The organism is Chelatococcus caeni (genome assembly GCF_014196925.1).
Classification (GTDB): Bacteria; Pseudomonadota; Alphaproteobacteria; order Rhizobiales; family Beijerinckiaceae; genus Chelatococcus_A; species Chelatococcus_A caeni.
Window position 1 is genome coordinate 730,858 of the sequence record NZ_JACIEN010000002.1, and the last position, 21,274, is coordinate 752,131.

20 protein-coding genes and 1 pseudogene are annotated in these 21,274 nt (G+C 68.0%); 3 read left to right on the forward strand and 18 right to left on the reverse strand.

Translation table 11 applies throughout. From position 1 onward, the window contains the following. The first annotated feature begins 52 nt into the window (after nucleotides 1-52). Complete coding sequence (locus GGR16_RS12250; RefSeq protein WP_156332690.1) at nucleotides 53-391, forward strand: hypothetical protein; 339 nt, start codon at nucleotides 53-55, stop codon at nucleotides 389-391. 240 nt (nucleotides 392-631) lie between these two features. Here GGR16_RS12250 and GGR16_RS12255 read toward each other — a convergent pair whose 3' ends face one another. After that, complete coding sequence (locus GGR16_RS12255) at nucleotides 632-2,851, reverse strand: xanthine dehydrogenase family protein molybdopterin-binding subunit (protein WP_019403344.1); 2,220 nt, start codon at nucleotides 2,849-2,851, stop codon at nucleotides 632-634. A gap of 3 nt (nucleotides 2,852-2,854) precedes the next feature. Next, nucleotides 2,855-3,307: a (2Fe-2S)-binding protein gene (locus GGR16_RS12260; protein WP_019403345.1), complete on the reverse strand. Its 453-nt coding sequence runs from the start codon at nucleotides 3,305-3,307 to the stop codon at nucleotides 2,855-2,857. 442 nt (nucleotides 3,308-3,749) lie between these two features. On the opposite strand from GGR16_RS12260, the gene GGR16_RS12265 reads away from it, so the two are divergent. Beyond that, complete coding sequence (locus GGR16_RS12265; protein WP_183316785.1) at nucleotides 3,750-4,769, forward strand: AraC family transcriptional regulator; 1,020 nt, start codon at nucleotides 3,750-3,752, stop codon at nucleotides 4,767-4,769. 237 nt (nucleotides 4,770-5,006) lie between these two features. Here GGR16_RS12265 and GGR16_RS12270 read toward each other — a convergent pair whose 3' ends face one another. Continuing rightward, nucleotides 5,007-5,399, reverse strand: coding sequence for a winged helix-turn-helix transcriptional regulator (locus tag GGR16_RS12270; protein WP_183316786.1), 393 nt, complete (start codon nucleotides 5,397-5,399; stop codon nucleotides 5,007-5,009). A gap of 117 nt (nucleotides 5,400-5,516) precedes the next feature. On the opposite strand from GGR16_RS12270, the pseudogene GGR16_RS12275 reads away from it, so the two are divergent. Further along, a pseudogene (locus tag GGR16_RS12275) lies at nucleotides 5,517-6,251 on the forward strand (SDR family NAD(P)-dependent oxidoreductase). A gap of 214 nt (nucleotides 6,252-6,465) precedes the next feature. Here the strand turns inward: GGR16_RS12275 and GGR16_RS12280 are convergent. The 15 genes from GGR16_RS12280 to GGR16_RS12350 form a co-directional block, all read right to left on the reverse strand. Further along, nucleotides 6,466-6,927 (reverse strand): DMT family transporter, encoded by a 462-nt coding sequence (locus GGR16_RS12280; protein WP_183316787.1) that lies wholly within the window; start codon nucleotides 6,925-6,927, stop codon nucleotides 6,466-6,468. Then, nucleotides 6,924-7,871, reverse strand: a complete 948-nt coding sequence (locus GGR16_RS12285; protein ID WP_019403350.1) for an alpha/beta fold hydrolase — start codon at nucleotides 7,869-7,871, stop codon at nucleotides 6,924-6,926. The genes GGR16_RS12280 and GGR16_RS12285 overlap by 4 nt, the downstream gene beginning before the upstream one ends. Before the next feature lie 49 nt (nucleotides 7,872-7,920). Next, nucleotides 7,921-8,526 carry a TetR/AcrR family transcriptional regulator gene (locus tag GGR16_RS12290; protein ID WP_246373001.1) on the reverse strand — a complete coding sequence of 202 codons (606 nt, stop codon included), beginning with the start codon at nucleotides 8,524-8,526 and terminating at the stop codon, nucleotides 7,921-7,923. A gap of 89 nt (nucleotides 8,527-8,615) precedes the next feature. After that, nucleotides 8,616-10,235: an MFS transporter gene (locus GGR16_RS12295; RefSeq protein WP_246373002.1), complete on the reverse strand. Its 1,620-nt coding sequence runs from the start codon at nucleotides 10,233-10,235 to the stop codon at nucleotides 8,616-8,618. Between the two features lies 1 nt (nucleotide 10,236). Further along, nucleotides 10,237-12,186, reverse strand: a complete 1,950-nt coding sequence (locus GGR16_RS12300) for an amidohydrolase (RefSeq protein ID WP_183316789.1) — start codon at nucleotides 12,184-12,186, stop codon at nucleotides 10,237-10,239. Nucleotides 12,187-12,197: 11 nt separating this feature from the next. Beyond that, nucleotides 12,198-12,479, reverse strand: coding sequence for a DUF1427 family protein (locus GGR16_RS12305; RefSeq protein ID WP_019403354.1), 282 nt, complete (start codon nucleotides 12,477-12,479; stop codon nucleotides 12,198-12,200). Nucleotides 12,480-12,511: 32 nt separating this feature from the next. Continuing rightward, nucleotides 12,512-13,342: an alpha/beta fold hydrolase gene (locus GGR16_RS12310; protein WP_026015337.1), complete on the reverse strand. Its 831-nt coding sequence runs from the start codon at nucleotides 13,340-13,342 to the stop codon at nucleotides 12,512-12,514. 45 nt (nucleotides 13,343-13,387) lie between these two features. Next, the gene (locus GGR16_RS12315; protein ID WP_183316790.1) at nucleotides 13,388-14,041 is read right to left on the reverse strand and encodes a hydrolase; all 654 of its coding nucleotides are present in this window, start codon (nucleotides 14,039-14,041) and stop codon (nucleotides 13,388-13,390) included. A 246-nt stretch (nucleotides 14,042-14,287) separates the two neighbouring features. After that, the gene (locus tag GGR16_RS12320; protein ID WP_183316791.1) at nucleotides 14,288-14,911 is read right to left on the reverse strand and encodes a response regulator transcription factor; all 624 of its coding nucleotides are present in this window, start codon (nucleotides 14,909-14,911) and stop codon (nucleotides 14,288-14,290) included. Further along, on the reverse strand, nucleotides 14,908-16,500 hold the full coding sequence (locus GGR16_RS12325) for an MASE4 domain-containing protein (RefSeq protein WP_183316792.1): 1,593 nt from the start codon (nucleotides 16,498-16,500) through the stop codon (nucleotides 14,908-14,910). The genes GGR16_RS12320 and GGR16_RS12325 overlap by 4 nt, the downstream gene beginning before the upstream one ends. Before the next feature lie 401 nt (nucleotides 16,501-16,901). Continuing rightward, complete coding sequence (locus tag GGR16_RS12330) at nucleotides 16,902-17,249, reverse strand: RidA family protein (protein WP_183316793.1); 348 nt, start codon at nucleotides 17,247-17,249, stop codon at nucleotides 16,902-16,904. Further along, nucleotides 17,246-18,388 carry an NAD(P)/FAD-dependent oxidoreductase gene (locus GGR16_RS12335; protein WP_183316794.1) on the reverse strand — a complete coding sequence of 381 codons (1,143 nt, stop codon included), beginning with the start codon at nucleotides 18,386-18,388 and terminating at the stop codon, nucleotides 17,246-17,248. The genes GGR16_RS12330 and GGR16_RS12335 overlap by 4 nt, the downstream gene beginning before the upstream one ends. Then, nucleotides 18,385-19,803 carry an FAD/NAD(P)-dependent oxidoreductase gene (locus tag GGR16_RS12340; protein WP_183316795.1) on the reverse strand — a complete coding sequence of 473 codons (1,419 nt, stop codon included), beginning with the start codon at nucleotides 19,801-19,803 and terminating at the stop codon, nucleotides 18,385-18,387. Before GGR16_RS12340 ends, GGR16_RS12335 begins: the two co-directional genes overlap by 4 nt. Beyond that, nucleotides 19,800-20,096, reverse strand: a complete 297-nt coding sequence (locus GGR16_RS12345) for a (2Fe-2S)-binding protein (RefSeq protein WP_183316796.1) — start codon at nucleotides 20,094-20,096, stop codon at nucleotides 19,800-19,802. The genes GGR16_RS12340 and GGR16_RS12345 overlap by 4 nt, the downstream gene beginning before the upstream one ends. Beyond that, the gene (locus GGR16_RS12350; protein ID WP_183316797.1) at nucleotides 20,080-21,267 is read right to left on the reverse strand and encodes an NAD(P)/FAD-dependent oxidoreductase; all 1,188 of its coding nucleotides are present in this window, start codon (nucleotides 21,265-21,267) and stop codon (nucleotides 20,080-20,082) included. The genes GGR16_RS12345 and GGR16_RS12350 overlap by 17 nt, the downstream gene beginning before the upstream one ends. Nucleotides 21,268-21,274 lie beyond the last annotated feature (7 nt).

The following is a 21,274-nucleotide window of genomic DNA, read 5'->3' on the forward strand; positions in this document are numbered from 1 at the left end:
AACGGTTTCATTGTCGGCGCCAATCCCACTTCGTTGCCGTGAGGGGCGAGAGATGAAATCGAAGGTACGTAAAATCAAACTGATGGCCGACTATGACTGCTGGCCTCTTTGGGATCTTGACGAAATCCGAAATGTCAATCCTGAGACTTTGCCACTTTCAGCGACGCTGAAAGCGGCCCTCGAAGCATGGGCAGCAAGCTACAGCGAAACGTTGGATCGCGATAATCCAGTAGAATCTGGGTTTTCTTCCAAAGCGGCCGCTATCGCCTTCAACAAAGAAGGGCGGAGGCTACGGGATCAGTTGAAGGTGGAGCTGCCCAGCTTTCAAATTGTCTATTTCGATAATGAGCTTTGGCGAGATCCTAAGCGAGCGTCCTCTTTCGGGACCTGACTCTGACCGTCGGCCGCGACCTCCTCGTCGAGAGCGCCCAATCCGGCTACGGCTCGTTCCAGTCGTCCTCGTCGAAGAGTTTTGGGGTGGGGCAGCAGGCGAGCTTCAGCCTGGGCGCTCCGGAAGGCTCGCGCGGCTCGCTCGGCATCGGTGCCTCCGGGTCGATAGCGCATGCCCGCGACCAGATGGGCGGGCTCCAGAAAGGCATCGCGGGCAACTTGCGCCGAGAGCACTCGGATTTCAGGCGCCCAATGCCTCCAGCACCCGCTCGGTCAGGAACGGGTAGTGCCGGAGCCGTACGCCGCCCGTGAGGCGCGCCACCGCGTTGGCGATTGCCGGCCCGACCGGCGGCAGGCCGACCTGGCCCATGCCGCCGACGGGACTCCCGGATGTCGGGACGATGGCCACCTCGATGTCAGGTGCCTCGGACATGCGTATCACCCGATAGGTGTCGAAGTTGCCTTCCTGCACCTCGCCATTGACGATGTTGATCTGCTCGAACAGTGCGTGGCTGATGCCATTGGCGATGCCGACGATCATCATGCCTTCAATGTGTACCGGCTGGATCGCCACCCCCGGGTCCACCGCACACCAGACCTTGTGCACCCTGATCGCACCGGTTTCCCTGTTGAGCGACACTTCGGCGATTTGCGCGCAGTGGGAGCCGAAGGCGTCGGAATAGGCGAGCCCCAGCGCCCGGCCGTCGCGCTTCCGATCCCATTCCGCCATCGCCGCGACGGTTTCGATCACGTTGCGGGCCCGGGGCTGTTCGGGGAGGAGCTTCAGCCGGAGCTGTACGGGATCGGCCCCCGTGGCCGCCGCAACTTCGTCGATGACGCATTCGATGCCGAACCTGGTGTAGCCGACCCCGACCGCGAACCAGAAGCCGATGTCCAGACCGTTGTCCTGGCGGATGTATTCGATCCGATGGGCCGGGACGGCGTAGTTGAACTGCGCCCCCTCCGTCACGACGTCGTCATGCCCACCCCGGCTCGCGAACAGGTCGGGCATTGTCCGGGCGAAAATGGAATCCGCCACGATGCGATGCCGCCAGCCGAGGATGTTGCCGTCGGCATCGAGCCCGACCTGGATGTGCTGCGCCTCGAGAGGCCGGAACTTGTCGTGCCGGATATCGTCCTCACGGCTCCAGATGACCTTGACCGGCCGGCCCTCGACCTCCCTTGCCAATGACACCGCATCGACGATGAAGTCCGCCTCGGCCTTGCGGCCGAAGCCGCCGCCGAGGAGAGTCGTGTTCACTTTGACCCTGTCGGGGGTGGTGCCGACGACCTCCGCGGCAAACCTCTGGGTATGCGTCGGGCCCTGGGTCGGCGCCCAGATTTCCACGCTATCGCCCTTCACAAGCGCCGTCGCGTTCATCGGTTCCATGGTCGCGTGACAGACGAGATCGCTCATATAGTCGGCCGTGATGACCGTAACGGCTCCCGCGAGCGCCCCCTCCGCATCGCCTTCCGAGAGCGCCTCGACGCCCGTCTGCGAGAGGTCGCGCCCCACGCTGCGGTAGTGTTCCAGCAGGCTGCCGCTCGTATAGCTGCGGACCCGCGACGACCTGCTCCAAGTCACCTTGAGCAAATCCTTGGCCCGCTGCGTCGCCTCGACCGTCTCGCCGATGATTCCGACGCCGTAGGAGAGCGGAACGATCTGCACCACGCCCGGTACGGCCCTGCTTTCGGCGTCGTCGATGGCTTCAGGCCGCTCGCCCTGGACTGGCGCCCGCAGGACCGTGCCGTAAAGCATGCCGGGGCGCTGCACGTCCATGCCGTAGATCGCGGAGCCGTCGACCTTCGAGGGCACGTCGACACGCTGGACCGTGCGCCTGCCGATATAGCGCCATCGATCGGCCGGCTTCAGATCGGCCTCGGTCGCCTGCGGCAGCGGATCGGGGAGCGCGCCATCGGCGGCGATCTCGCCGTAGCCGAACGAGCGGCCGGAGCGTGCATGCACCACCCTGCCGGGCTCCGTCGTGAGTTCGCCCACCGGCACGTTCAGCATGCCGGCCGCGCTCGCCAGAATGACCTTGCGGGTCTGCGCGCCGGTCAGCCGCAGCAGGTCGTAATAGCCGCGCGTGGATTCGCTGCCGCCCGTGAGCTGAATGCCATAGAAGCCGGGATTTCCATATTTCTCCGCATCGGATGGAGCCTGAACAATGCGGATCCTGTCCCAATCGGCATCCATTTCTTCGGCGATGAGAAGCGGCAGCGTGGTCATGATGCCCTGGCCCATTTCCGAGGCTGGCGACATGATGCTGACGATGCCGTCGGCCGCGATGGTCACCCAAGCGTTCGGGCGGTAATTGCCCTCGGCGGCCGGCGCCACTGCGGCACCCACGGCCTGCCCGGGTAGGCCGCCGAAGGCGACCGCGACGCCGAAGCCGCCCGCCGTGATCAGGAAACTGCGCCGCGAAAGCGTGCGGCTGTGAAGCTTGATCATCTTGATCATGTCTCAGCCCTCCCGCGCGGCGCGCTGAATCGCGCTGATGATCCGCACATAGGTTCCGCAGCGGCAGATGTTGCCGTCCATGTGCTCGACGATCTGCTCGCGCGTGGGGTTGGGGTTGCTCTCGAGAAGAGCCGCCGCCTGCATGATCTGCCCGGACTGGCAATAGCCGCATTGCGGGACCTGCTCGGCAATCCAGGCCTTCTGAAGCGGATGGCCGGCATCCGGCGACAGGCCCTCAATCGTCGTCACTCGCCGCCCGGCCACGTCCTCAAGCCAGGTTACGCAGGAGCGCGTCGGCGCGCCGTCGACATGAACCGTGCAGGCTCCGCACTGTGCGATGCCGCAGCCAAACTTGGTGCCGGTGAGCTTCAGATGCTCCCGGATCACCCACAGAAGCGGCGTGTCTGGCGCGGTGTCGACGTCCACCGCGCGTCCATTGATCGTGAACGCGGTCATGAATGCATCTCCCGGGGGATTTTCGAGATAGGCGGTGATTGCCGCACCGGGTGTCGTCGGGGACGATGGCGGTCATCCGCCGCAACCACCTCACGCGGCGCGGCCAAGCGATGGCACGCGGCGGCGGCCGATTCCGTTCCGGCCAACCTGAGGGCTGTGACAGCTGCTGTGGTGTTGTTGAAAGAGCCGCCTGCTGCCGGCTCCCTTTGCAGCTACCGCCGATGCAAGTATACAGCAGACGAGCTGCGGTGATCAGTTGAAGGTCTGCGGGATTGCGGGGCGTTGTGTCTATATCTATTTAGTGCTTTCGTTGCCGTTGACAAAAAAAGTTAATTCCTCTGACGGACTGCTTGTCTGTTTGTCTCATAAACTATAATCACTGGGATGAGTTCTATCTATGCTAGGATGTCCATATTATCTTCGCGATCGTCCAGGAGGATTCATGGACCCGCTGTCAGACGTGCTGTCCTTGCTCAAGCCGCGCAGCTATGTGTCCTCCGGTTTCGATGCGGGCGGCGACTGGTCGGTCCAGTTCTCCCATCAGCAGAACCGAATGAAGTGCTACGCGGTGATATCGGGTGAATGCTGGCTGCTCGTGGAGGATATCGCTGAGCCCGTGAGGCTCCGAGCGGGCGACTGCTTCGTATTGCCGAGCGGCCGGGACTTCCGGCTCGCCAGCGACATGGCCTTGACGCCTGTTGATGCCAGCGCGTTCTTTCCGCCGGCCAACCCGGGCGGTGTTGTAACGGTCAATGACGGCGGCGACTTTTTCCTGGTAGGCAGCCGCTTCGCCGTGAGCGGCCGAAACTCGCCCAGCCTTCTCCGCATGCTTCCGCCCATCGTCCACATCCGCAGAGAGCCTGAGCAGAGTGCGTGGCTTTGGTCGGTCGAGCGTATGCGGCAGGAGTTGCGTGAGCGGCGTCCGGGCAGTTCGCTCATTGCGCAGCATCTTGCCCACATGATGTTGGTCCAGGCCCTGCGACTGCATCTGGAGGAAGGGCCGGCCGCCGGCGTCGGATGGTTCTTCGCCCTTGCGGACAAGCAGCTCGGCGCTGCGATTGCCGCCATTCATGCCGATCCAGCGTGTCGCTGGACCCTTCAGACACTCGCCGAGCGCGCCGGCATGTCGCGATCCAGCTTTGCCCTGAAGTTCAAGGTGACGGTCGGCGAGACGGTTATGGACTACGTGTCGCGCTGGCGCATGATGCTCGCCGGCGACAGGTTTGAGAACACCAATGACCCGGTCTCGGCCGTCGCGCTGTCGCTCGGCTACGAGTCGGAAAGCGCCTTCAGCACAGCCTTCAAGCGAGTCATGGGATGTACGCCGAGACGGTATAGGCGCGGTTCGCCTCCCGCGTCCCATTCCACTGACGGCCAAGTCGCCGGCCAAGTCGTCGGCCAAGTCACCCGCCAGGACGATGCACGGAAGGGGAGGCATCGGTATTCGGAATCGCGCGTTTGACAGCGCTCGACGGCGCCTGTTCGAGCAGAGGGCCATCCCCCGCTGATTGGCTCCCGACGTGTCGCACCGAGCGCTGCAATCACCGCGCAGGCGCAGCCGAAGCGGCGGCGATGCCAGCTCCTAGCAGGTTAATGGTGTCAAGCGATCAGCCGAGCCAAGGATTGGCGCAGAGAAGCGGGGAAGACCTCGCGCGGCCAGCGCCATCGAGCGCCCTGCCTGTGGGCCACGCGGATTTGATCAGCTTTCCCGCTTTGCCCGCCGAGCGAAGATCCGGCTCACCTCCGCCAGGTTCTGCGTCCCCCAGGTGCAGAGCGGTACGAGGGCTTCGGCCAGGCTGACGCCCAAGGGGCTCAGGCTATAATCGACCCGAGGCGGGACCTCCTTGTAATCGGTCCTCTTCACCAGACCATCGGCCTCCAGCTCCTTGAGCTGCTGGATCAGCACCTTGTCGCTGACATCGCGCACGGCGCGCCGCAATTCGCCGTAGCGGGTCGGCCCACGCTGGGCGAGGAAGTAGAGAATCAGTGGCTTCCACTTGCCGGCGATGACCCGCAGCGTCACGTCGAGGCCGCATGTGAAACCGGCCAGCGCCGGGGAGCGGGCATGATCAGGCGGCGAAGCGTCCGTCACCGAGGCGGTCGGGTCTCGATTATCCAATGACATTTCTAGGTACTTACCAAAAGGTGCATACTTGTCAATAGGTGTATGCCCCGCCAGCTTGGTGCGACGTCATTCAAGGAGCACGTGATGAGCAGATTGCAGGGTAAGACGGCGGTGGTGACAGGGGGCGGAAGCGGCATCGGACTTGGGGCCGCCAAGCGGTTCGTCGACGAAGGCGCGTTCGTCTACATCTTCGGGCGGCGGTAGGCGGCGCTGGACGCCGCCCTGGCGCAACTGGGTCCCAACGCCCGCGCGGTGCGGGGCTCGGTCACGGACATGGCCGATCTCGACCGGCTGTACGAGACGGTGAAGGCCGAGCGCGGCGGCCTTGACATCCTGCTCGCCAACGCGGGGACAGGGTCTTTCGCGCCGCTCGGCGAGATCACGACCGACCACTACGACCAGATCTTCGACCTCAATGTGAAGGGGCTGGTCTTCACGGTGCAGAAGGCCCTTCCGCTGATGAAGGAAGGCGCGTCGATCATCCTGACCGGTTCAAGCACGGGCGTGATGGGAACGCCGGCCTTCAGCATCTACAGCGCCACGAAGGCGGCGGTTCGCAACCTGGCGCGCAGCTGGGCACTGGATCTTCGTGGCACGGGTATCCGCGTCAATGTGCTGTCGCCGGGGCCGATCAAGACCGAGCTGGCGCTCGAAGTCGTGGGTGAGGAAGGAATGGACGCGCTGGGGGCCACGACGGCGCTCGGGCGCATGGGCGATCCGGCGGAAACTGGCGCGGTCGCCGCGTTTCTGGCGTCCTCCGACAGCAGCTTCATGACCGGCGGCGAGGTATTCGTCGATGGAGGCCTGGCGCAGGTCTGAGGCGGCCGATCGTCCGCGCGGGAGCGCTTCGACCATTACGGTTGCGGAAGGCGGCGCATATGCGCCGCCCAACCTCCAAACGGGATGCCGAGCGTCTTGCCGTTGATGGCGGTGCCGGCGCAGTGCACCCGCGCCGGATGCCGCTCTGCCCCGAACAGTTGGTGTGGCCTGATGGTCGCCGATCCAAGGCGATGATCACTCCGCCACGCTGGCGTCAGTTCGAGCGCGCGGGGCTGGAGGACAATGCAAGGATGATCGCGCCAGCGACGATCAAAAGCGCGGCGACGATCCGCGCAGCTGTCGGAGGCTGCGCCGTGAGACCGAACCATCCGCGCGCGTCGAGGGCTGCGGATGCCAGGGCTTGCCCCGCGACCATCAGGGCGACCATCGTCATGGCTCCGATTCGGGGCGTGGCCGCCGCGGCCGCGAAGAGCACAATGGCGCCGCAGAAACCTCCGCCCCAAGCCCACCATGGCGCCTGCCACGTTGCTCCCGCCCATCGACCGTGCCCCGCTATCAAACCAGCGACGGAAAGCACGACCGCGACGCCCAGAGCGGAAAGAGCCGTGGCCCAGGTCGTTCCACCGACGCCCTGCGCAAGGCGGGCGTTCATCGCGGCCTGAACGGGCATCATCGCGCCGCCGGCCATGGCGAGCATGAGATAGAACCCGTTCATGCGAAGCGCTCCGTGCGTATGGACGCCGGCTCGAAGAACGCGAGAAGCTCTGCCGCAATCTCGTCGGGGCATTCCTCGGGCATGTAGTGGCCGCAGTCGGAGACGGCGCGGCCCCTGACGTCGCGCGCGAGCGGAGTCAAAGCCTCGACCATGGCCTCGCCAAGGCCCCGTTCCGCCCCGAGGACATGAAGGGGAATCTCGAGTGGTCTCTCCGCGCGGCTCCGATTGGCGGCGATGCCTTCGGCGGAGAAGGCCGCTTTGTAATAGGCGGTCGCCGCGCGGATCGCGCCCGGGGCCGCCAACTGGCGCGCATATTCGTCGATATCGTCAGCCGTGAAGGCCCATGGGCGGACCGACTTCGCTCGAAACAGCCACGTCAGGAACGCGTGCTCCCGGCCCGCCAGCAATAGCTCGGGCAAATCGTCAAGCTGGTTGAAAGGAAAGTGCCAACTGCGCAGATGGCCTTCCCGAACGCCGAGGTCGACGCGGGCGGCCGAAAGGCCCGGAATGAGCGCGTCGAGAAGCGCCAATCGGCGAATGTCGGATCGCCAGTCCGACGCATAGGCGTAGGCGATCCAGGCCCCGACATCGTGTCCTGCGACATCGATCGGACCGCTTGACAAGAGATCGAGCGCCTCGACCAGGCCATGGATATCCGCCGCCACGGTGGCGAGGTCATAGCCGTCGAGCGGGCGGTCGGATTCTCCTGTCCCGCGTGGGTCGACCGCGATCACCCGGCGTCCGGCTTCGACGAGAAGCGGCATCACGTGGCGCCAGGCGTACCAGGTTTGCGGCCACCCCGGGATCAGCAGGATGGGTCTGCCTTCTCCGCCCTCCACATAGTGGAGATGCAGATCCCCCACGCGGGCTGTGCCGTGACGAAAGGCCTGCGGAAACGGCAAGGGCTTCGCAGCTGCCGGGGGCGACTGGCGTAACACGTTCATGGAAGGCTCCCTGGTTAGGAAATGATCATTTCCTAATTTGGCAAAAAAATTAGTCGAGGATGCGCATTGCCTGCTCGGCGACCTCGATCATCTCGGCACGGGTGCGGCCGGTCTTGCCGAGTACGCGCATGCCTTGCGCCATGCATAACAGGGCGCGGGCGGCGGTCTGCGCATCGATCTGGCGGCCGATCGAGCCGTCGGTCTGGCCTTCCTCGATGAAGCGACGCAGGCTCTTTTCGCGGGCTTCCAGAAGCAGGGCGACGTTTTGTGCAAGCTCCGGGTCGCAAGCGCCGAACTCGACCGCTGTGGCAACGACAAGGCAGCCGGTGCGCCCGGCCTCGCCATGGCTTAGATCGGCATATTCCAGAAGAAAGCCGCGTACCCGCTCCCGTCCGTTGGGCGCAGCTCGAAGCGCGGCCGACGTCCGCTCGTATCGCTGCTCCACATAGCGCTGAAGCGCTGCGGTGAAGAGACCACGCTTGTCTCCGAAGGCCTTGTAGATGCTGCCGATCGTCAGCTTGAGCGCCTGGGAAATATCGGCAACGGAACTGGCGCTGTAGCCCTTGCGGCTGAACATGGTGATGGCGTCGTTCAAGACCTTGTCTTGATCGAAGGCGCGCGGGCGTCCGGGGCGGGCGTTGGTCTGTCTGCTCAATGCCTGTTCCATTCAGGCAAATTAGGAAATGATCGTTTCCTATGTCAAGGGCGAATGATCGAGGGGCTTCACACCCCTGCTTTCGACACTCAGGACAGAGACAGATAGTGCCGCACCCGCGGCGGTTCCGCGCCAATGTGGAAGCGGCGAATCTCGGCGTGGACGTCGGCGTCGGCATGGGACGCCCGGCGATGCTGCCTGAGGTGCTCGGCCCAGGATTCAACCGTGAACCATTCGACGATCGCGCGGGGATTGGCTGCGTCCTCGGTGACGCCCCAGTTGAAGGCGCCGTCCCGGCGGCGCGCCTGTGACTGCCGGGCGAGCGCAGCGAGAAAGGCGGATCGGTCTTCGGGATCGATCTCGTATTCGATCAGGATGAGGACCGGGCCGCGATCGCCCGGAACCGGCGCGGCGAGGATCGGCTCGGGCCAATGGTTCGACGGCGTGAGGTCGGCTTCACCCGCCGGCAGGGGCAGGCGGTGCAGGGCGAGGCCGACCGCGAGGAGCCCGAGCGCCGACGCGACGAGCGCTCCGGAGAGGCCCGCGACCTGGGCGACGAAGCCCCAGGTCAGGCTGCCGCCGGCCATGGCGCCGTTGAAGACGGTGAGGTAGACGGCGAGCCCGCGGCCGCGCACCCAGTTGGGCAGCACTGCCTGCGCGGTGGCGTTGAGCGTCGTCAGCGCCGCGATCCACGCCGCTCCCATGGCGAGGAGGACGAGGATCGCCGCCCATTGCGGCGGGGACAGCGCGAGCGTGGCGCTCGCTGCCGCGATCACGACGGCGGCGGCGAGCATCAGTCCGTCGACGCCGAGGCGCGAACGGACCCACGGCATCAGCACCGCACCGAGGATGGCCCCGCCGCCGACCGAGCCGAGGAGCGCCCCGTAGAAGGCCGCTCCCCCTCCCAGGAGATCCCGCGCGATGAGCGGCAGGAGGGCCCAGATGGCGCTGGCGAAGGCGAAGAAGAACAGGGCGCGCAGCAGCACGACGTGAAGCTCGCGGCTGAAGCGGATGTAGCGCAGGCCGGCCCGCAGGGCGCCGCCGAAGCGTTCGGAGAGGCCGTCGTCCTCGTTCGCGGGGCGCTTCCACCACAGGAGCGCCGCGATGACGATGACGTAGCTGGCGAGATCGACGCCATAGGTAAAGGCCGCCCCGAAGGCGGCGAGCAGCAGGCCGCCCGCCGCCGGGCCGATGGCGCGGGCGATGTTGACGCCCAGCGAATTGAGCGCCACCGCGCTCTTGAGCTCCGCCCGCGGCACGAGCTCGGGCACGATCGACTGCCACGTCGGGGCCATCAGGGCGGCGCCGATGCCGCCGACGAAGGTGAGCGCGACGAGGGCCGACACGGTCATCGCTCCGGTCGCGGCGAGCACGAGCAGCGTCAGGCTGACCAGCCCGAGGAGAAGCTGCACGGCAATGAGGAACCGGCGCCGGTCGAGAATGTCGGAGAGCACGCCCGCGGGAACGGCGAGCAGGAAGACCGGCAGGGTGCCGGCGGCTTGGATGGCGGCAACGGCGGCCGGGGACGCCGACAGGTCGGTGACGAGCCAGCCGCTCGCCACGTCGCGCATGAAGGTGCCGGTGTTTCCGAGCACCGTCGCCGCCCACAGAACGGCGAAGGCCGTGTGGCGCAGCGGCGCGAAACCGCCACCCGCCGGTACAGCCGTGGCGGGCGCGCTCACCTGCCCCTCCGGAGACGATTTGTCCATCTCACACTGCCCAGCAGGCGCAGCCGAGGGCGCCCCAGAAGCTGCGGGTATCCGAGACGGGGAGTGTCGATCCCCAGGCCGCCGCATGGGCGTGCCCGTGGACGCCGCAGGCCGTGGCGCAGCCGCAGCCCGCCGCGAGGGCGTATTGCGTCCCGAGCCCCGCCCGTCGCTGCTGATAGCCGCCGAAGGTACGCACCGGCGACCAGTCGGGCATCGGCGGCGGCAGGTCCGGTGCGAGCGGCGCGAAGGCATCGCTGCCGTGCACCGGCTTGCCGCCGAGCAGGGTCAGCACCGCGGTGATGTCTTCAATCGCATCCTCCGGGACGGCGAAATAGTCGTCGGACAGCACGGCGAGATCGGCGAGCTGGCCGGCCTTGATCATTCCCTTCTTGCCCGTCTCGGTGGAGAACCAGGTGTTCTCGTGCGTCCACAGGCGCAGCGCCGTCTCGCGGTCGTGCCGGTTGGCCGCCGGGTAGAGCGCAAGGCCGCCGAGGGTACGGCCCGTGACGAGCCAGGCCAGCGACACCCACGGATTGTAGGAGGCCACCCGCGTCGCGTCGGTGCCGGCGCCCACCGGTACGCCCGCGGCCAGCATGCGGGCGACGGGCGGCGTGCGCTCGGCGGCACGGTGACCGTAGCGCTCGGCGAAATATTCCCCCTGGAAGGCCATGCGATGCTGCACGGCGATGCCCCCGCCGAGGGCGGCGATGCGCTCGATGTTGCGGTCGCTGACCGTCTCGGCGTGGTCGAAGAACCAGTTGAGCCCGGCGAGCGGGATGTCGCGGTTCACCTTCTCGAACACGTCGAGGGCGCGCGAGATCGTCTCGTCATAGGTGGCGTGCAGCCGCCATGGCCAGCGGTTCTCGGCCAGCAGCCGCACCACCGGCTCGAGGTCACCTTCCATGTTCGGCGGCATCTCCGGCCGCGCGACACGGAAATCCTCGAAATCGGCGGCGCTGTAGACGAGCATCTCGCCGGCGCCGTTGCTCCTGTAGAGATCGTCGCCCGCCCCGGGGGAGACCTGCTTCGCCCAGGCCGTGAAGTCGGCCAGTTCCTCCTTCGGCCGCTGGGTGAAGAGGTTGTAGGCGATGCGCACCGTGAGCAGGCCCTCGCGGTGAAGCTCCTCGATGATGGCGTAGTCGTCGGGATAGTTCTGGAAGCCGCCGCCCGCGTCGATGACGCCGGTCACGCCCAGGCGGTTGATCTCGCGCATGAAGTGGCGCGTGGAGTTCTTCTGGTAGTCCGGCGGCAGCTTCGGCCCCTTGGCGAGGGTCGCGTAGAGGATGGTGGCATTGGGGTTGGCGAGGAGGAGCCCCGTCGGGTTACCTGCCGCGTCCCGCACGATCTCGCCGCCCGGCGGGTTCGGCGTGTCCTTGTCATAGCCGACGACCCTGAGCGCGGCCGCGTTGAGCAGTGCGCGATCGTAGAGATGGAGGATGAAGACCGGCGTATCGGGCGCGACGGCATTGATCTCGTCGAGCGTCGGCAGGCGCTTCTCGGTGAACTGATGCTCGGTGAAGCCGCCGACGACGCGCACCCATTGCGGCGGCGGGGTCACCGCGACCTGACGGCGCAGCATCTCCATCGCCTGCGCCAGCGAGCGCAGGCCGTCCCAGCGCAGCTCCATGTTGTAGTTGAGCCCGCCACGGATGATGTGCATGTGGCTGTCGATCAGCCCGGGGATGACGCGTCGCCCGCCGAGGTCGATCGTCCGGGTTGCGGGCCCCGCGTGCGCCATCGCATCGGCCGCCGTGCCGGCGAAGAGAAAGCGGCCGTCGCGGATCGCCACCGCCTCCGCCTGCGGGTTCTGCCTGTCGAGCGTGGTGACCTTGCCGTTGAGGAGGATGAGATCTGCCGTCTCGTTCATGGTCTCAGCCCTCGCCGAGGTTGGGATCAGGCCCGAAGCCGCTGCCGCGGCCATGCCGGCGACGATCTCGCGACGGGTGGTCATCGACGCCTGTCTCAGCCGCCGGGGCCCCGGCCGGCATCGCCAGCCGCGGCCTCGGCGGAATTGGCCGGCAGTTCGCCGAGGATGTGGTTGCCGCAATTGGCGCGGCCGACCGCCTCGCGGAAGCCGCAGCCGGCAACGATGTGCCTGGCGACCGGCATGATCTGCTCGCCGACGAGGATGCCGAGCAGGCCGAGGAGCGCCACCACGGGCGGTGCCGGCGAGCGCACGTTGATCAGGCTGTAGACGATCCCGACCAGAATGCCGGCGCCGAGAGAGGCGAGATAGAGCTTCATGGACCTTCTCCTGCCGCTCCGGCGCCGGACCGTCACGCCCGCACGAAGGCGAGCAGATCGGCGTTGATCACGTCGGGATGGGTCGTGCACAAGCCATGCGGGAGCTTCTCGTAGACCTTGAGCGTGCTGTTCCTGACGAGCTCCGCCGACAGGAGGGCGGAGTTGGCGATGGGCACGATCTGGTCGTCGTCGCCGTGCATCACCAGCGTCGGCACCTCGACGGCCTTCAGGTCCTCGGTGAAGTCCGTCTCCGAGAAGGCCTTGATGCCGTCGTAGTGGGCCTTCGCGCCGCCCATCATGCCCTGGCGCCACCAGTTGCGGATCACGCCCTCGGAAACCTCCGCGCCGGGCCGGTTGTAGCCGTAGAAGGGGCCGGTCGGGACATCGAGGAAGAACTGGGCGCGGTTGGCGGCGAGCGCGGCGCGGAAGCCGTCGAACACCTCGATGGGCAGGCCGCCGGGGTTCGCCGCCGTCTTCACCATGATCGGCGGCACCGCGCCGATCAGCACCAGCTTGGCGACGCGGCCCCTGCCATGGCGGACCGTGTAGTGCAGCGCCTCGCCCCCGCCGGTGGAGTGGCCGATATGGACGGCCCCGCGCAGGTCGAGATGCTCGACCACCGCGGCGATATCAGCCGCGTAATGGTCCATGTCGTGCCCGTCGGCGACCTGGGTGGAGCGGCCGTGGCCGCGCCGGTCGTGGGCGACGACGCGGTAGCCCTTGGCGAGGAAGAACAGCATCTGCGCGTCCCAGTCATCCGCGCTCAGCGGCCAGCCGTGATGGAAGACGATGGGCTGCGCATCCTTCGGCCCCCAGTCCTTGAAGAAGATCTCGACACCGTCCCTGGTCGCGATGCTGGGCATGAAGGTCACTCCCGTTGCTGCTGCGGAATGCCGCGGTGGTGGAGCTCAATGGCCTTCCGAGGCGCCGAACATCGTCTTGGCGTAGATGATGCCGAGCCCGTAGGCGCCGCCGAACTCCTTGGCGATGCCGGTGGTGAGATCGTAGGTCCCGGCCCGCGCCCAGTCGCGCTGCAGCTCGAGGAGGTATTGCAGGGCGGTCATGGGCACGGCGCCGGCCTGCACCATGCGCGCGACGGCGCGCTCGTGCGCCTCCTCCGAGACGTCGCCGCAGGCGTCCGTGACGACAACGACCTCGAAGCCCTGGTCGAGCGCCGACAGCGCCGGTCCGACGATGCACACGCTCGTCCACAGCCCCGCGAGCACGATGCGCTGCCTGCCGATCTCGTTGACGCGCGCGATGACCGGCTCGTCCTCCCAGGTGTTCATGGAGGTGCGATCGAGCATCGGCTGATCCGGGAAAGCCTTCGTGATCTCGGCGAACATCGGTCCCGAGAAGCTCTTCTCGGCCACCGTGGTCAGGATCGTGGGCACCTTGAAGCCGGCGGCCGCATGGGCCACGAGCGCCGCGTTGTTGCGCAGGAGCACGGCATCGATCGATTTCGTCGCGAAGGCCATCTGCGACTGGAAGTCGATCATGATCAGCATGTGGTTCGTCGGATCGAGGAGGCTCCGCCCCGGCGCAGCGCTTGCCTGTGCCATCTCTCTGGTCCCTTTCCCATCGCTCGTGCGGGTCGCGGACGTGCGTGATCCTTCCTGTGCGACAGGCTCGCGGATCCGGACCTCGGGTTGAAATTCAGGCGCTCCCGCCGGGAACGCGTCGAGTGACGGCAAGGTAGGGTCGGATGGTCGATCGGCGCAATTGTGCAGGCGGATAGTGCCGCCTATCCCCCGGTATAGTGCTGGGGGCAGCGGCGCTCCTGCGTCCGCCGGGAAAGGCTGGGGCTGTCAGTCCTGGCCCAGCGCGATCCCCAGCCGGTCGGTGATGCGGATCAGGTCGGCCAGGGTCCGCGCCTGCAGCTTGTGCATGATCTGCGCCCGGTGGACCTTCACGGTGACCTCGCTGAGGCCGAGCCGGTCGGCCACCTGCTTGTTCATCAGTCCCGAGGCGACGAGGGCCGCCACCTGCCGTTCCCGCGGCGAGAGCGTCTCGTAGCGCCCCTGGATCTGCCCCATGGCGCTCGCCTCATCGCGCTCGCGCCGGTGGCGCTCGATGCCCTCGTGGACCGCGTCGAGGAGGTCCTGGTCCCGGAAGGGCTTCGTCAGGAACTCGACGGCTCCCGCCTTCATCGCGGCGACCGACATCGGCACGTCGCCGTGGCCGGTGACGAAGACGATGGGCGGGCTCTGGCCGCGGCGCGCCAGTTCGCGCTGGAACTCGAGCCCGCTCCTGCCTTTGAGGCGCACGTCGAGCACGAGACAGGCGGGGGCATCGGCCTGTTCGGCGGCGAGGAAATCCTCCGCGGATCCGAAGGTCCGGACCGCGTAGCCGACCGAGGCCAGCAGGCTCTCCAGCGAGACGCGAATAGCAGGGTCATCGTCGATGACATAGACGACGGGATCGTCGCTCATGGATGCACGCCCACCTGGTTGCTGGCCTCCACCACAGTGGACGCGGGCAGGGAAAAACGGAAGACCGCGCCGGTCGGCGCGTTGGCGGCGATCCAGAGCCGGCCGCCGTGGGCCTCGATCACCGACCGGCAGAACATGAGGCCCATGCCCATGCCGTCGGGCTTCGTCGAGACGAAGGGGAGAAAGATGCGGTCGGCGATGTCCGGGCTGACACCGGGACCGGTATCGGCGAAGGAGGCCTCGACCTCCCCCGGCTCGCCGTCCTCGATGCTGATGGTCAGCCGGCGCACCCGGCCGCCGCCCGCCTTCATGGCGTCGACCGCGTTGTCGATCAGGTTCGAGACGACCTGCAGCAGCTGGATCGGATTGCAGATCACCATCTTGATCTCAGGCGGATAGACGGTCTCGACCTCGACTGCCGCGAGCGCCCGCTCGGAGGCGCTCCGGCCGAGCGCCTCGTTGATGACGCACTTGAGATCGACGGCGACCCGCTCCTGCGCGCCCTTCAGGAACATGGTGCGGATGCCGGACACGATCTTGTCGGCCCTGTGGCCGTCGTCGACGATGCGCTTCAATGCGGCCTCCGCCTCGCCGATCTGCGGTTCGGCGCGGGACAGCCAGCGCAGGCCGGCGTTGGCGTTGGTCACCATGCTGGCAAGAGGCTGGTTGATCTCATGCGCGATCGAAGCCGACAGGGCTTCCATCGCGGTCATCCGGTCGCGCCGCGCCCGGCGCTCGTTGACCGCCGCCTGGGCCAGGCGGGCGTAGCTTCCGGTCGTCTCCGCGAGCAGCACGAGCAGGATGGTGCCCGCCGCCACCAGGCCGAAGAAGCGCCCCGACCACCAGCCGATGCTGAGCCGCACCGCGGCGCCCATGTAGGAGATCAGCAGGATTTCCACGAAGAGCGACAGGAGGGCGACAGACATCCAGATGTCGAGCGTCGAACGGCGCCGCGTCAGCAGCACGGCGATGCCGACGGCATAGAGCAGGAGCGCGAGCGGCGGCACATAGGCCCAGGCGGGAGCCGTGCTCCGGGCGTCGGCCATGAAGGCGGGAAGGCTCTGCGTCGCCGTCACCACGAACCAGAGGACCGCGGCCGCGCCCGCGAGGAGCCCGCCGACACAGGCCAGCACCCAGCGGCCCGGCGACCTGACCGTCCGGCGCGGATCTGACAGGGCAAAGCCGACCACCGCGACCGCGAAGCCGATGCGCCGGATCGCCGCGATCCAGGCCGTCGCCTGCAGGTTCTGATCCCATGCGAGCACCGAGAACACACCCGGGAAGCTGAGCGCCCAGGGCACGGCGAGGACGGCGGACAGCAGGTAGCCCGAGGCCAGGACGAGAAGCGGGACCGAGCGCTGCACGCGGAAGGTGGCGAACAGAAGGGCCGCGGTCGTCATCTCGATGACGAAGACGGCAGCCGCATAGGCGGGGAGGAAGATCTCGGTGCCCTGCGTCGGACGCCCCGCATAGGGAGCCGTCACAGCGAGAGCGACGACGAGCATGACCACGACGGCGAATATGACGCGAAGCTGCGTGTCCGACGGCAGTGAGGTCGAGATCAGTCTCTGGTCGGAGCTCGGTGGCATCGAGGGCGTGCTTCTCGAACAGCGGTGAGGCGAATCCGAGCATAGCACCGAGTGCGCCGGGCAGGGGCCAGGCGCTTCCGGCAGGCGTCACATCCAGCAAAGTTGGAAGGGAGCACGACCGGCGCTCGGCCGCGCTGCGGATCCGCCCGCGATGCGACCTTGCAGTAGCCGGATCAACTCACCGGAGGCAATGAAGTCTCGACACGGGATTTCCCAGCTGCCGGCCGGCGCGGTGAAGCTTCCGGTCGAGGATTCCGGAGGATATGGACGGGCCGCCGTCATCGTGCCTCAAAATACCGCCTCACGACCCGGGCGGCTGGTGTCCTGAACCTGTCCCGCCCATTCCTCATCCAGCTCGCGGCGGTGCGGATCCGAGCCGCACCGCAACGCGAGGGCAGCGGTCAGGTTTTCGCGGCGATGGCGACCACCTCGATGAGCGCTCCGCCGCCGAGGTCGGCGACGCCGACGGTGGCGCGGGCTGGCAGGGTATCGCCGAAGACCTCCGTCCAGACCGCATCCATCTCCTTCTTGCGCGACAGGTCGGTCACGAAGATGGTGGCGGAGACGACCTTGCCGAGGTCGCAGCCGACCTCCCTCAGGTAGCCGGCGAGCTTGGCGAGGATGTTGCGGGTCTGCTCGCCCATCGAGAGGCCGGTATCGTCGGCGATGATGCCGCCGACATGGACGAAGCCGTTTGCCTCGACCGCGCGGTGCATGATGGGCGTGCGGATGTTGCGCTTGATGCTCATGGCTGTCCTCTTGGAGCAGGGGGAGGGGAAGGGCGTGCGAAGCGGCCGATGCCGAGGCCGTCAATGGGCGTTGCGGTGCTGCCGTCGACGATCAGCTCCGCCATGACGGCGCCGGCGCCGGGGCCGAGCTGAAAGCCGTGCAGCGAGAAGCCGAACTGGTGATAGAGGCCCTCGTGCACGGCGCTCGGGCCGAGGACGGGAAGGTCGTCGCCCGTCCTCGCCTCGATGCCCGCCCAGGCGCGCACGATGGTCGCGCCGCGCATGACGGGAAAGAGCTCGAAGACCGTCCGGGCGCTCTCCTGCAGCTTGCGCCAGTCGAGGATCGTCTCGCCGGTATCGCGACAGGGCGTCGCGAGATGACCACCGCCGATCAGCACCGTGCCGTTGCCGAACTGCTTGAAGGAGAGCTTGCGCCCGCGCAGGATCACGACGGGCGCGATGAAGGGCGGCACGCGCGAGGTGATCATCAGCATCGGCGCCACGGTCTCGACCGGCACGGGTTCGCCGAGGCCGGCGGCGATGTCCCCGCCCCAGGCGCCGGCGGCATTGACGAGGATGGGCGCCTCGAAGCGCTCCGACCCCACATCGACCCGCCAGAGCCCGTCCTGCCTGCGGATACCGGTCGCGCCCATGCCCTCGCGCACGATGGCGCCGAGATGCCCGGCCTTGCGCCGGAAGGCGGTCGTCGTGCGCGCCGGGCTGGCGGCGCCGTCGCGGCGCGAGACGATGCCGCCGGGGCAGCTGTCGGAGACGGCCGGCACGAGGCGGCGCAGCTCGGCCGCGTCGATCAGTTCCTCGTGGCTGAAGCCGAGGGCTTCGAGCTCGGCCACGCGGGCGCGGCAGGCCGCGAGCTCCTCCCCGGTTTCGGCGACCAGCACCTGGCCGTGGCTCTCGAACTCGCAATCGTCGTCGACGATGTCCGCGATCCGCTCCCAGAGGCCCATGGAGCGGATGGAGAGCGGAATCTCGGCCGTGTGGCGGGCGAGCTGGCGCACGCCGCCGGCGTTGACACCGGAAGCGTGGCGGCCGGCATAGTCCTTCTCGACGAGAACGGGGCGCAGCCCCTTGAGGCAGAGGTGCACGGCCGTAGAGCAGCCGTGGATCCCGCCGCCGATGATGATGGCGTCGGCGCGCGTCATCCCCTGACCACGGCCTTCGTCGCGTCCTCGCCCTTGGGCAGCGAGGCGAGCTCGGCGAGCGTGATGGGCTTTACCGGCGCGCGCAGCCGGTAATAGCCGATCTCCGCCGGCGTCCTGCCGCGCGCTTCGGCCATCAGTTCCGTCACCGTCAGCCCGCACAGGCGGCCCTGGCACGGTCCCATGCCCGTGCGGCGATAGGCCTTCAGCTGGTTGGGGCCCGTGGCGCCCAGGGCGACGGATTCGCGGATGTCCCGCGCCGTCACTTCCTCACAGCGGCAGACGACGGTCTCGTCGGCGGGGATGCGGAACTGGCGCGCCGGCTGGAACAGCACGTCGAGGAAGGCGCGTCCGCGCTCGGCCCTGGCGAGCTCGGACGCCAGCGTGGCATGGTCGGCCAGGGCCAGGCCCGCCTCCGGTTTCAGCGCCTCGATCACCGCCCGCGCGGCGATGCGCCCGCGGTGCACCGCGACGCTGGCCCCGCCGATGCCGGCGCCATCGCCGGCGACGTGGATGCCGGCGACGGAGCTTTCGCCCCGCTCGTCGAGCTCCGGGACCCAGCACAATTGGACGTCGTCCCACCGGTGCCGGACGCCCGCCGCCATGGCGAGATTGACGTTGGGCACGACGCCCTGATGCAGCAGGAGCACGTCGACCGGTATCTCGGAGCGGCGACCGCCTGCCTCGTAGGCGAGGGCCTCGACGCGGCCGCTGCCCCTCGCGGCGAGGCTGGTGACACCGCCGACGACCTGCGTGCGGGCGCGGACCTCGCGCATCATGGCGAGCCCCTTGAAGAAATAGGGCGAGGTCAGGAACGGTGGCAGGTGCGGCAGGGCGCGCAGGCGGTTGCGGCGGTCGGCCGTGTCGAGCACGAGGTCGATCATGCCGCCCATGCGCAGGATCTGGGCGGACAGCAGCCACAGGAGCGGCCCCTGACCGGCGACGACGACCCGGCCCTGCGGCAGCAGGCCGGAAGACTTGAGCATCGTCTGCGCGGCACCCGCCGTCATCACGCCCGGCAAGGTCCAGCCGGGGATCGGGAACGGCCGCTCCAGCGCGCCGGTGGCGAGGATGATGCGCTTCGCCCGCACGAGGCGGGCGCCGCCGTCGATGGACAGGCCGACCTCGAGGGTCCGGTCGAGGCTCCAGACAGTCGCCCGCTGGAGGATTTCGGCGCCGCTCGCCCGCACATCGTCGACGAGGCGCTGCCCCGCCCAGTAGTCGTCGCCGAGAAGGCGCTTCTCCTTGACCGGCGTCGTCGTGATGGCGCGCCAGACCTGCCCGCCCGGGCCCATGTTCTCGTCGACGAGGAGCGTGGCGAGGCCGGCGCCGGCCGTGAGCGCCGCGGCGGCGAGGCCGGCGGGACCTGCGCCGATGACGACGACGTCATAGGCGTCGCGCTGGGGGATGCTGGTCATCGTCCGATCTCTCTCTTGCCCTTCTGGATCTCGATCCTCATGCCCTCGCGCACCGGCACGAGGCAGCCCTGGCGGTTGCCCATGCCGTCGATGGTCACGAGGCAGTCGAAGCAGACGCCCATCATGCAGTAGGGCAGGCGCGGCGCCCCGCTCACGGCGGTGGACCGGCGCACGTCGAGGCCGGAGGCGAGCAGCGCCGCGGCCACGGTGTCGCCTTCGCGGGCGGTGACGCTCTGCCCCTCGACGAAGATCTCGACCGCCCGGCGGCGGTCCTCCTCAATGCGCTTGAACATTCCGCTTCTCCTGAGCCCACGCGCCATGCGGCCCTGCGGGCATGTCCGTCCCGTCCTTCGCCGCCTCGGCAAAGCGCCGGGCGCTGAAGGCGCCGGTCCTGTCCGGGTCGAGCCGACCGGCGGCGATCATGGGGGCGAGCTCGTAGGCGTGGATCGCGGCCAGCGTCACGCCCGAGTGGCAGCAGGCGACGAAGGCGCCGGGGCAGGTCTGCGACTGGTCGTAGATGGGAAAGCCGTCCTTCGGCATGACGCGGATGCCCGCCCAGCTGCGCACCACGTTGAGCCGCCCGAGCAGCGGGAACGTGCGCCGGGCCCGGTCGGCCATGACCGAGGTGATCGGCAGCCGGGCCTCGCTGTCATCGAGCGCGTCCTCCTTGCTGTCGCCGATCATGACCGTGCCCTCGTCGGTCTGGCGGATGGTCGTCAGCGGATGGGGGAGGAAGGGGGCCGTCCGCTCGGTGACGATGACCTGGCCGCGCGTCGGCCCCATCGGCGCCGTGAGCCCGACCATGGGGGCGAGGGTCTCGTTGGCGTTTCCGGCGGCGAGCACGACCTTTCCGGAGGCGATCTCGCCTCCCGCCGTCGTCAGGCGAAAGCCGCCGCCGGTATAGGAGATCGCCGTCACGGCATGGTCGGGGCGGTAGTCCACCCCGAGACGGGCGAGGCCTGTGTGGAGCGCGCGAAAGGTGCGCAGCGAATTCACATGGCCGTCGAGCGGGCAGAAGCTGCCGCCGACGACCTCGGGGCCGATGTGGGGCAGCATCTTCGCCACCTCGGCGTGGCCGAGGATCTCGAAGTGGTAGGCTGCGCCTCCCGGCTGCTCGCTCATGCGCTTCACCGTGTCGGCGCGCTGGGCCAGCTCCTCCTCGCTCAGGGCGAGGTGGAAGCCGCCGTTGCGCTGGAAGCAGACGTCGAGCCCCGTCTGCTCGCGGATCTCCTCCGCCAGCCGCGGCCAGCTGTTGGAGGCCGCGACGGTCCAGCGGGTATAGGCGGACATGCCGAGGCCCTTGCTCTGCACCCACACGAGGGCGAAGTTGGCGCGCGAGGCGCGCTTGACCATGTCGCCCTCGTCGAGCACGCAGACGCGCTGGCCGAGGCGCCCGAGCCCCCAGGCGATGGCCGAGCCGAGCAGTCCGCCGCCGACGACGGCGACGTCATAGTCCCTGGACATCTCAGCT

Excerpts from the sequence above, each read along its gene's own strand:
- GGR16_RS12250 (WP_156332690.1), top strand. The coding sequence starts at position 53 with ATGAAATCGAAGGTACGTAAAATCAAACTGATGGCCGACTATGACTGC.
- GGR16_RS12255 (WP_019403344.1), bottom strand. The coding sequence starts at position 2,851 with ATGATCAAGATGATCAAGCTTCACAGCCGCACGCTTTCGCGGCGCAGT.
- GGR16_RS12260 (WP_019403345.1), bottom strand. The coding sequence starts at position 3,307 with ATGACCGCGTTCACGATCAATGGACGCGCGGTGGACGTCGACACCGCG.
- GGR16_RS12265 (WP_183316785.1), top strand. The coding sequence starts at position 3,750 with ATGGACCCGCTGTCAGACGTGCTGTCCTTGCTCAAGCCGCGCAGCTAT.
- GGR16_RS12280 (WP_183316787.1), bottom strand. The coding sequence starts at position 6,927 with ATGAACGGGTTCTATCTCATGCTCGCCATGGCCGGCGGCGCGATGATG.
- GGR16_RS12285 (WP_019403350.1), bottom strand. The coding sequence starts at position 7,871 with ATGAACGTGTTACGCCAGTCGCCCCCGGCAGCTGCGAAGCCCTTGCCG.
- GGR16_RS12295 (WP_246373002.1), bottom strand. The coding sequence starts at position 10,235 with ATGGACAAATCGTCTCCGGAGGGGCAGGTGAGCGCGCCCGCCACGGCT.
- GGR16_RS12300 (WP_183316789.1), bottom strand. The coding sequence starts at position 12,186 with ATGACCACCCGTCGCGAGATCGTCGCCGGCATGGCCGCGGCAGCGGCT.
- GGR16_RS12305 (WP_019403354.1), bottom strand. The coding sequence starts at position 12,479 with ATGAAGCTCTATCTCGCCTCTCTCGGCGCCGGCATTCTGGTCGGGATC.
- GGR16_RS12310 (WP_026015337.1), bottom strand. The coding sequence starts at position 13,342 with ATGCCCAGCATCGCGACCAGGGACGGTGTCGAGATCTTCTTCAAGGAC.
- GGR16_RS12315 (WP_183316790.1), bottom strand. The coding sequence starts at position 14,041 with ATGGCACAGGCAAGCGCTGCGCCGGGGCGGAGCCTCCTCGATCCGACG.
- GGR16_RS12320 (WP_183316791.1), bottom strand. The coding sequence starts at position 14,911 with ATGAGCGACGATCCCGTCGTCTATGTCATCGACGATGACCCTGCTATT.
- GGR16_RS12325 (WP_183316792.1), bottom strand. The coding sequence starts at position 16,500 with ATGCCACCGAGCTCCGACCAGAGACTGATCTCGACCTCACTGCCGTCG.
- GGR16_RS12330 (WP_183316793.1), bottom strand. The coding sequence starts at position 17,249 with ATGAGCATCAAGCGCAACATCCGCACGCCCATCATGCACCGCGCGGTC.
- GGR16_RS12335 (WP_183316794.1), bottom strand. The coding sequence starts at position 18,388 with ATGACGCGCGCCGACGCCATCATCATCGGCGGCGGGATCCACGGCTGC.
- GGR16_RS12340 (WP_183316795.1), bottom strand. The coding sequence starts at position 19,803 with ATGACCAGCATCCCCCAGCGCGACGCCTATGACGTCGTCGTCATCGGC.
- GGR16_RS12345 (WP_183316796.1), bottom strand. The coding sequence starts at position 20,096 with ATGTTCAAGCGCATTGAGGAGGACCGCCGCCGGGCGGTCGAGATCTTC.
- GGR16_RS12350 (WP_183316797.1), bottom strand. The coding sequence starts at position 21,267 with ATGTCCAGGGACTATGACGTCGCCGTCGTCGGCGGCGGACTGCTCGGC.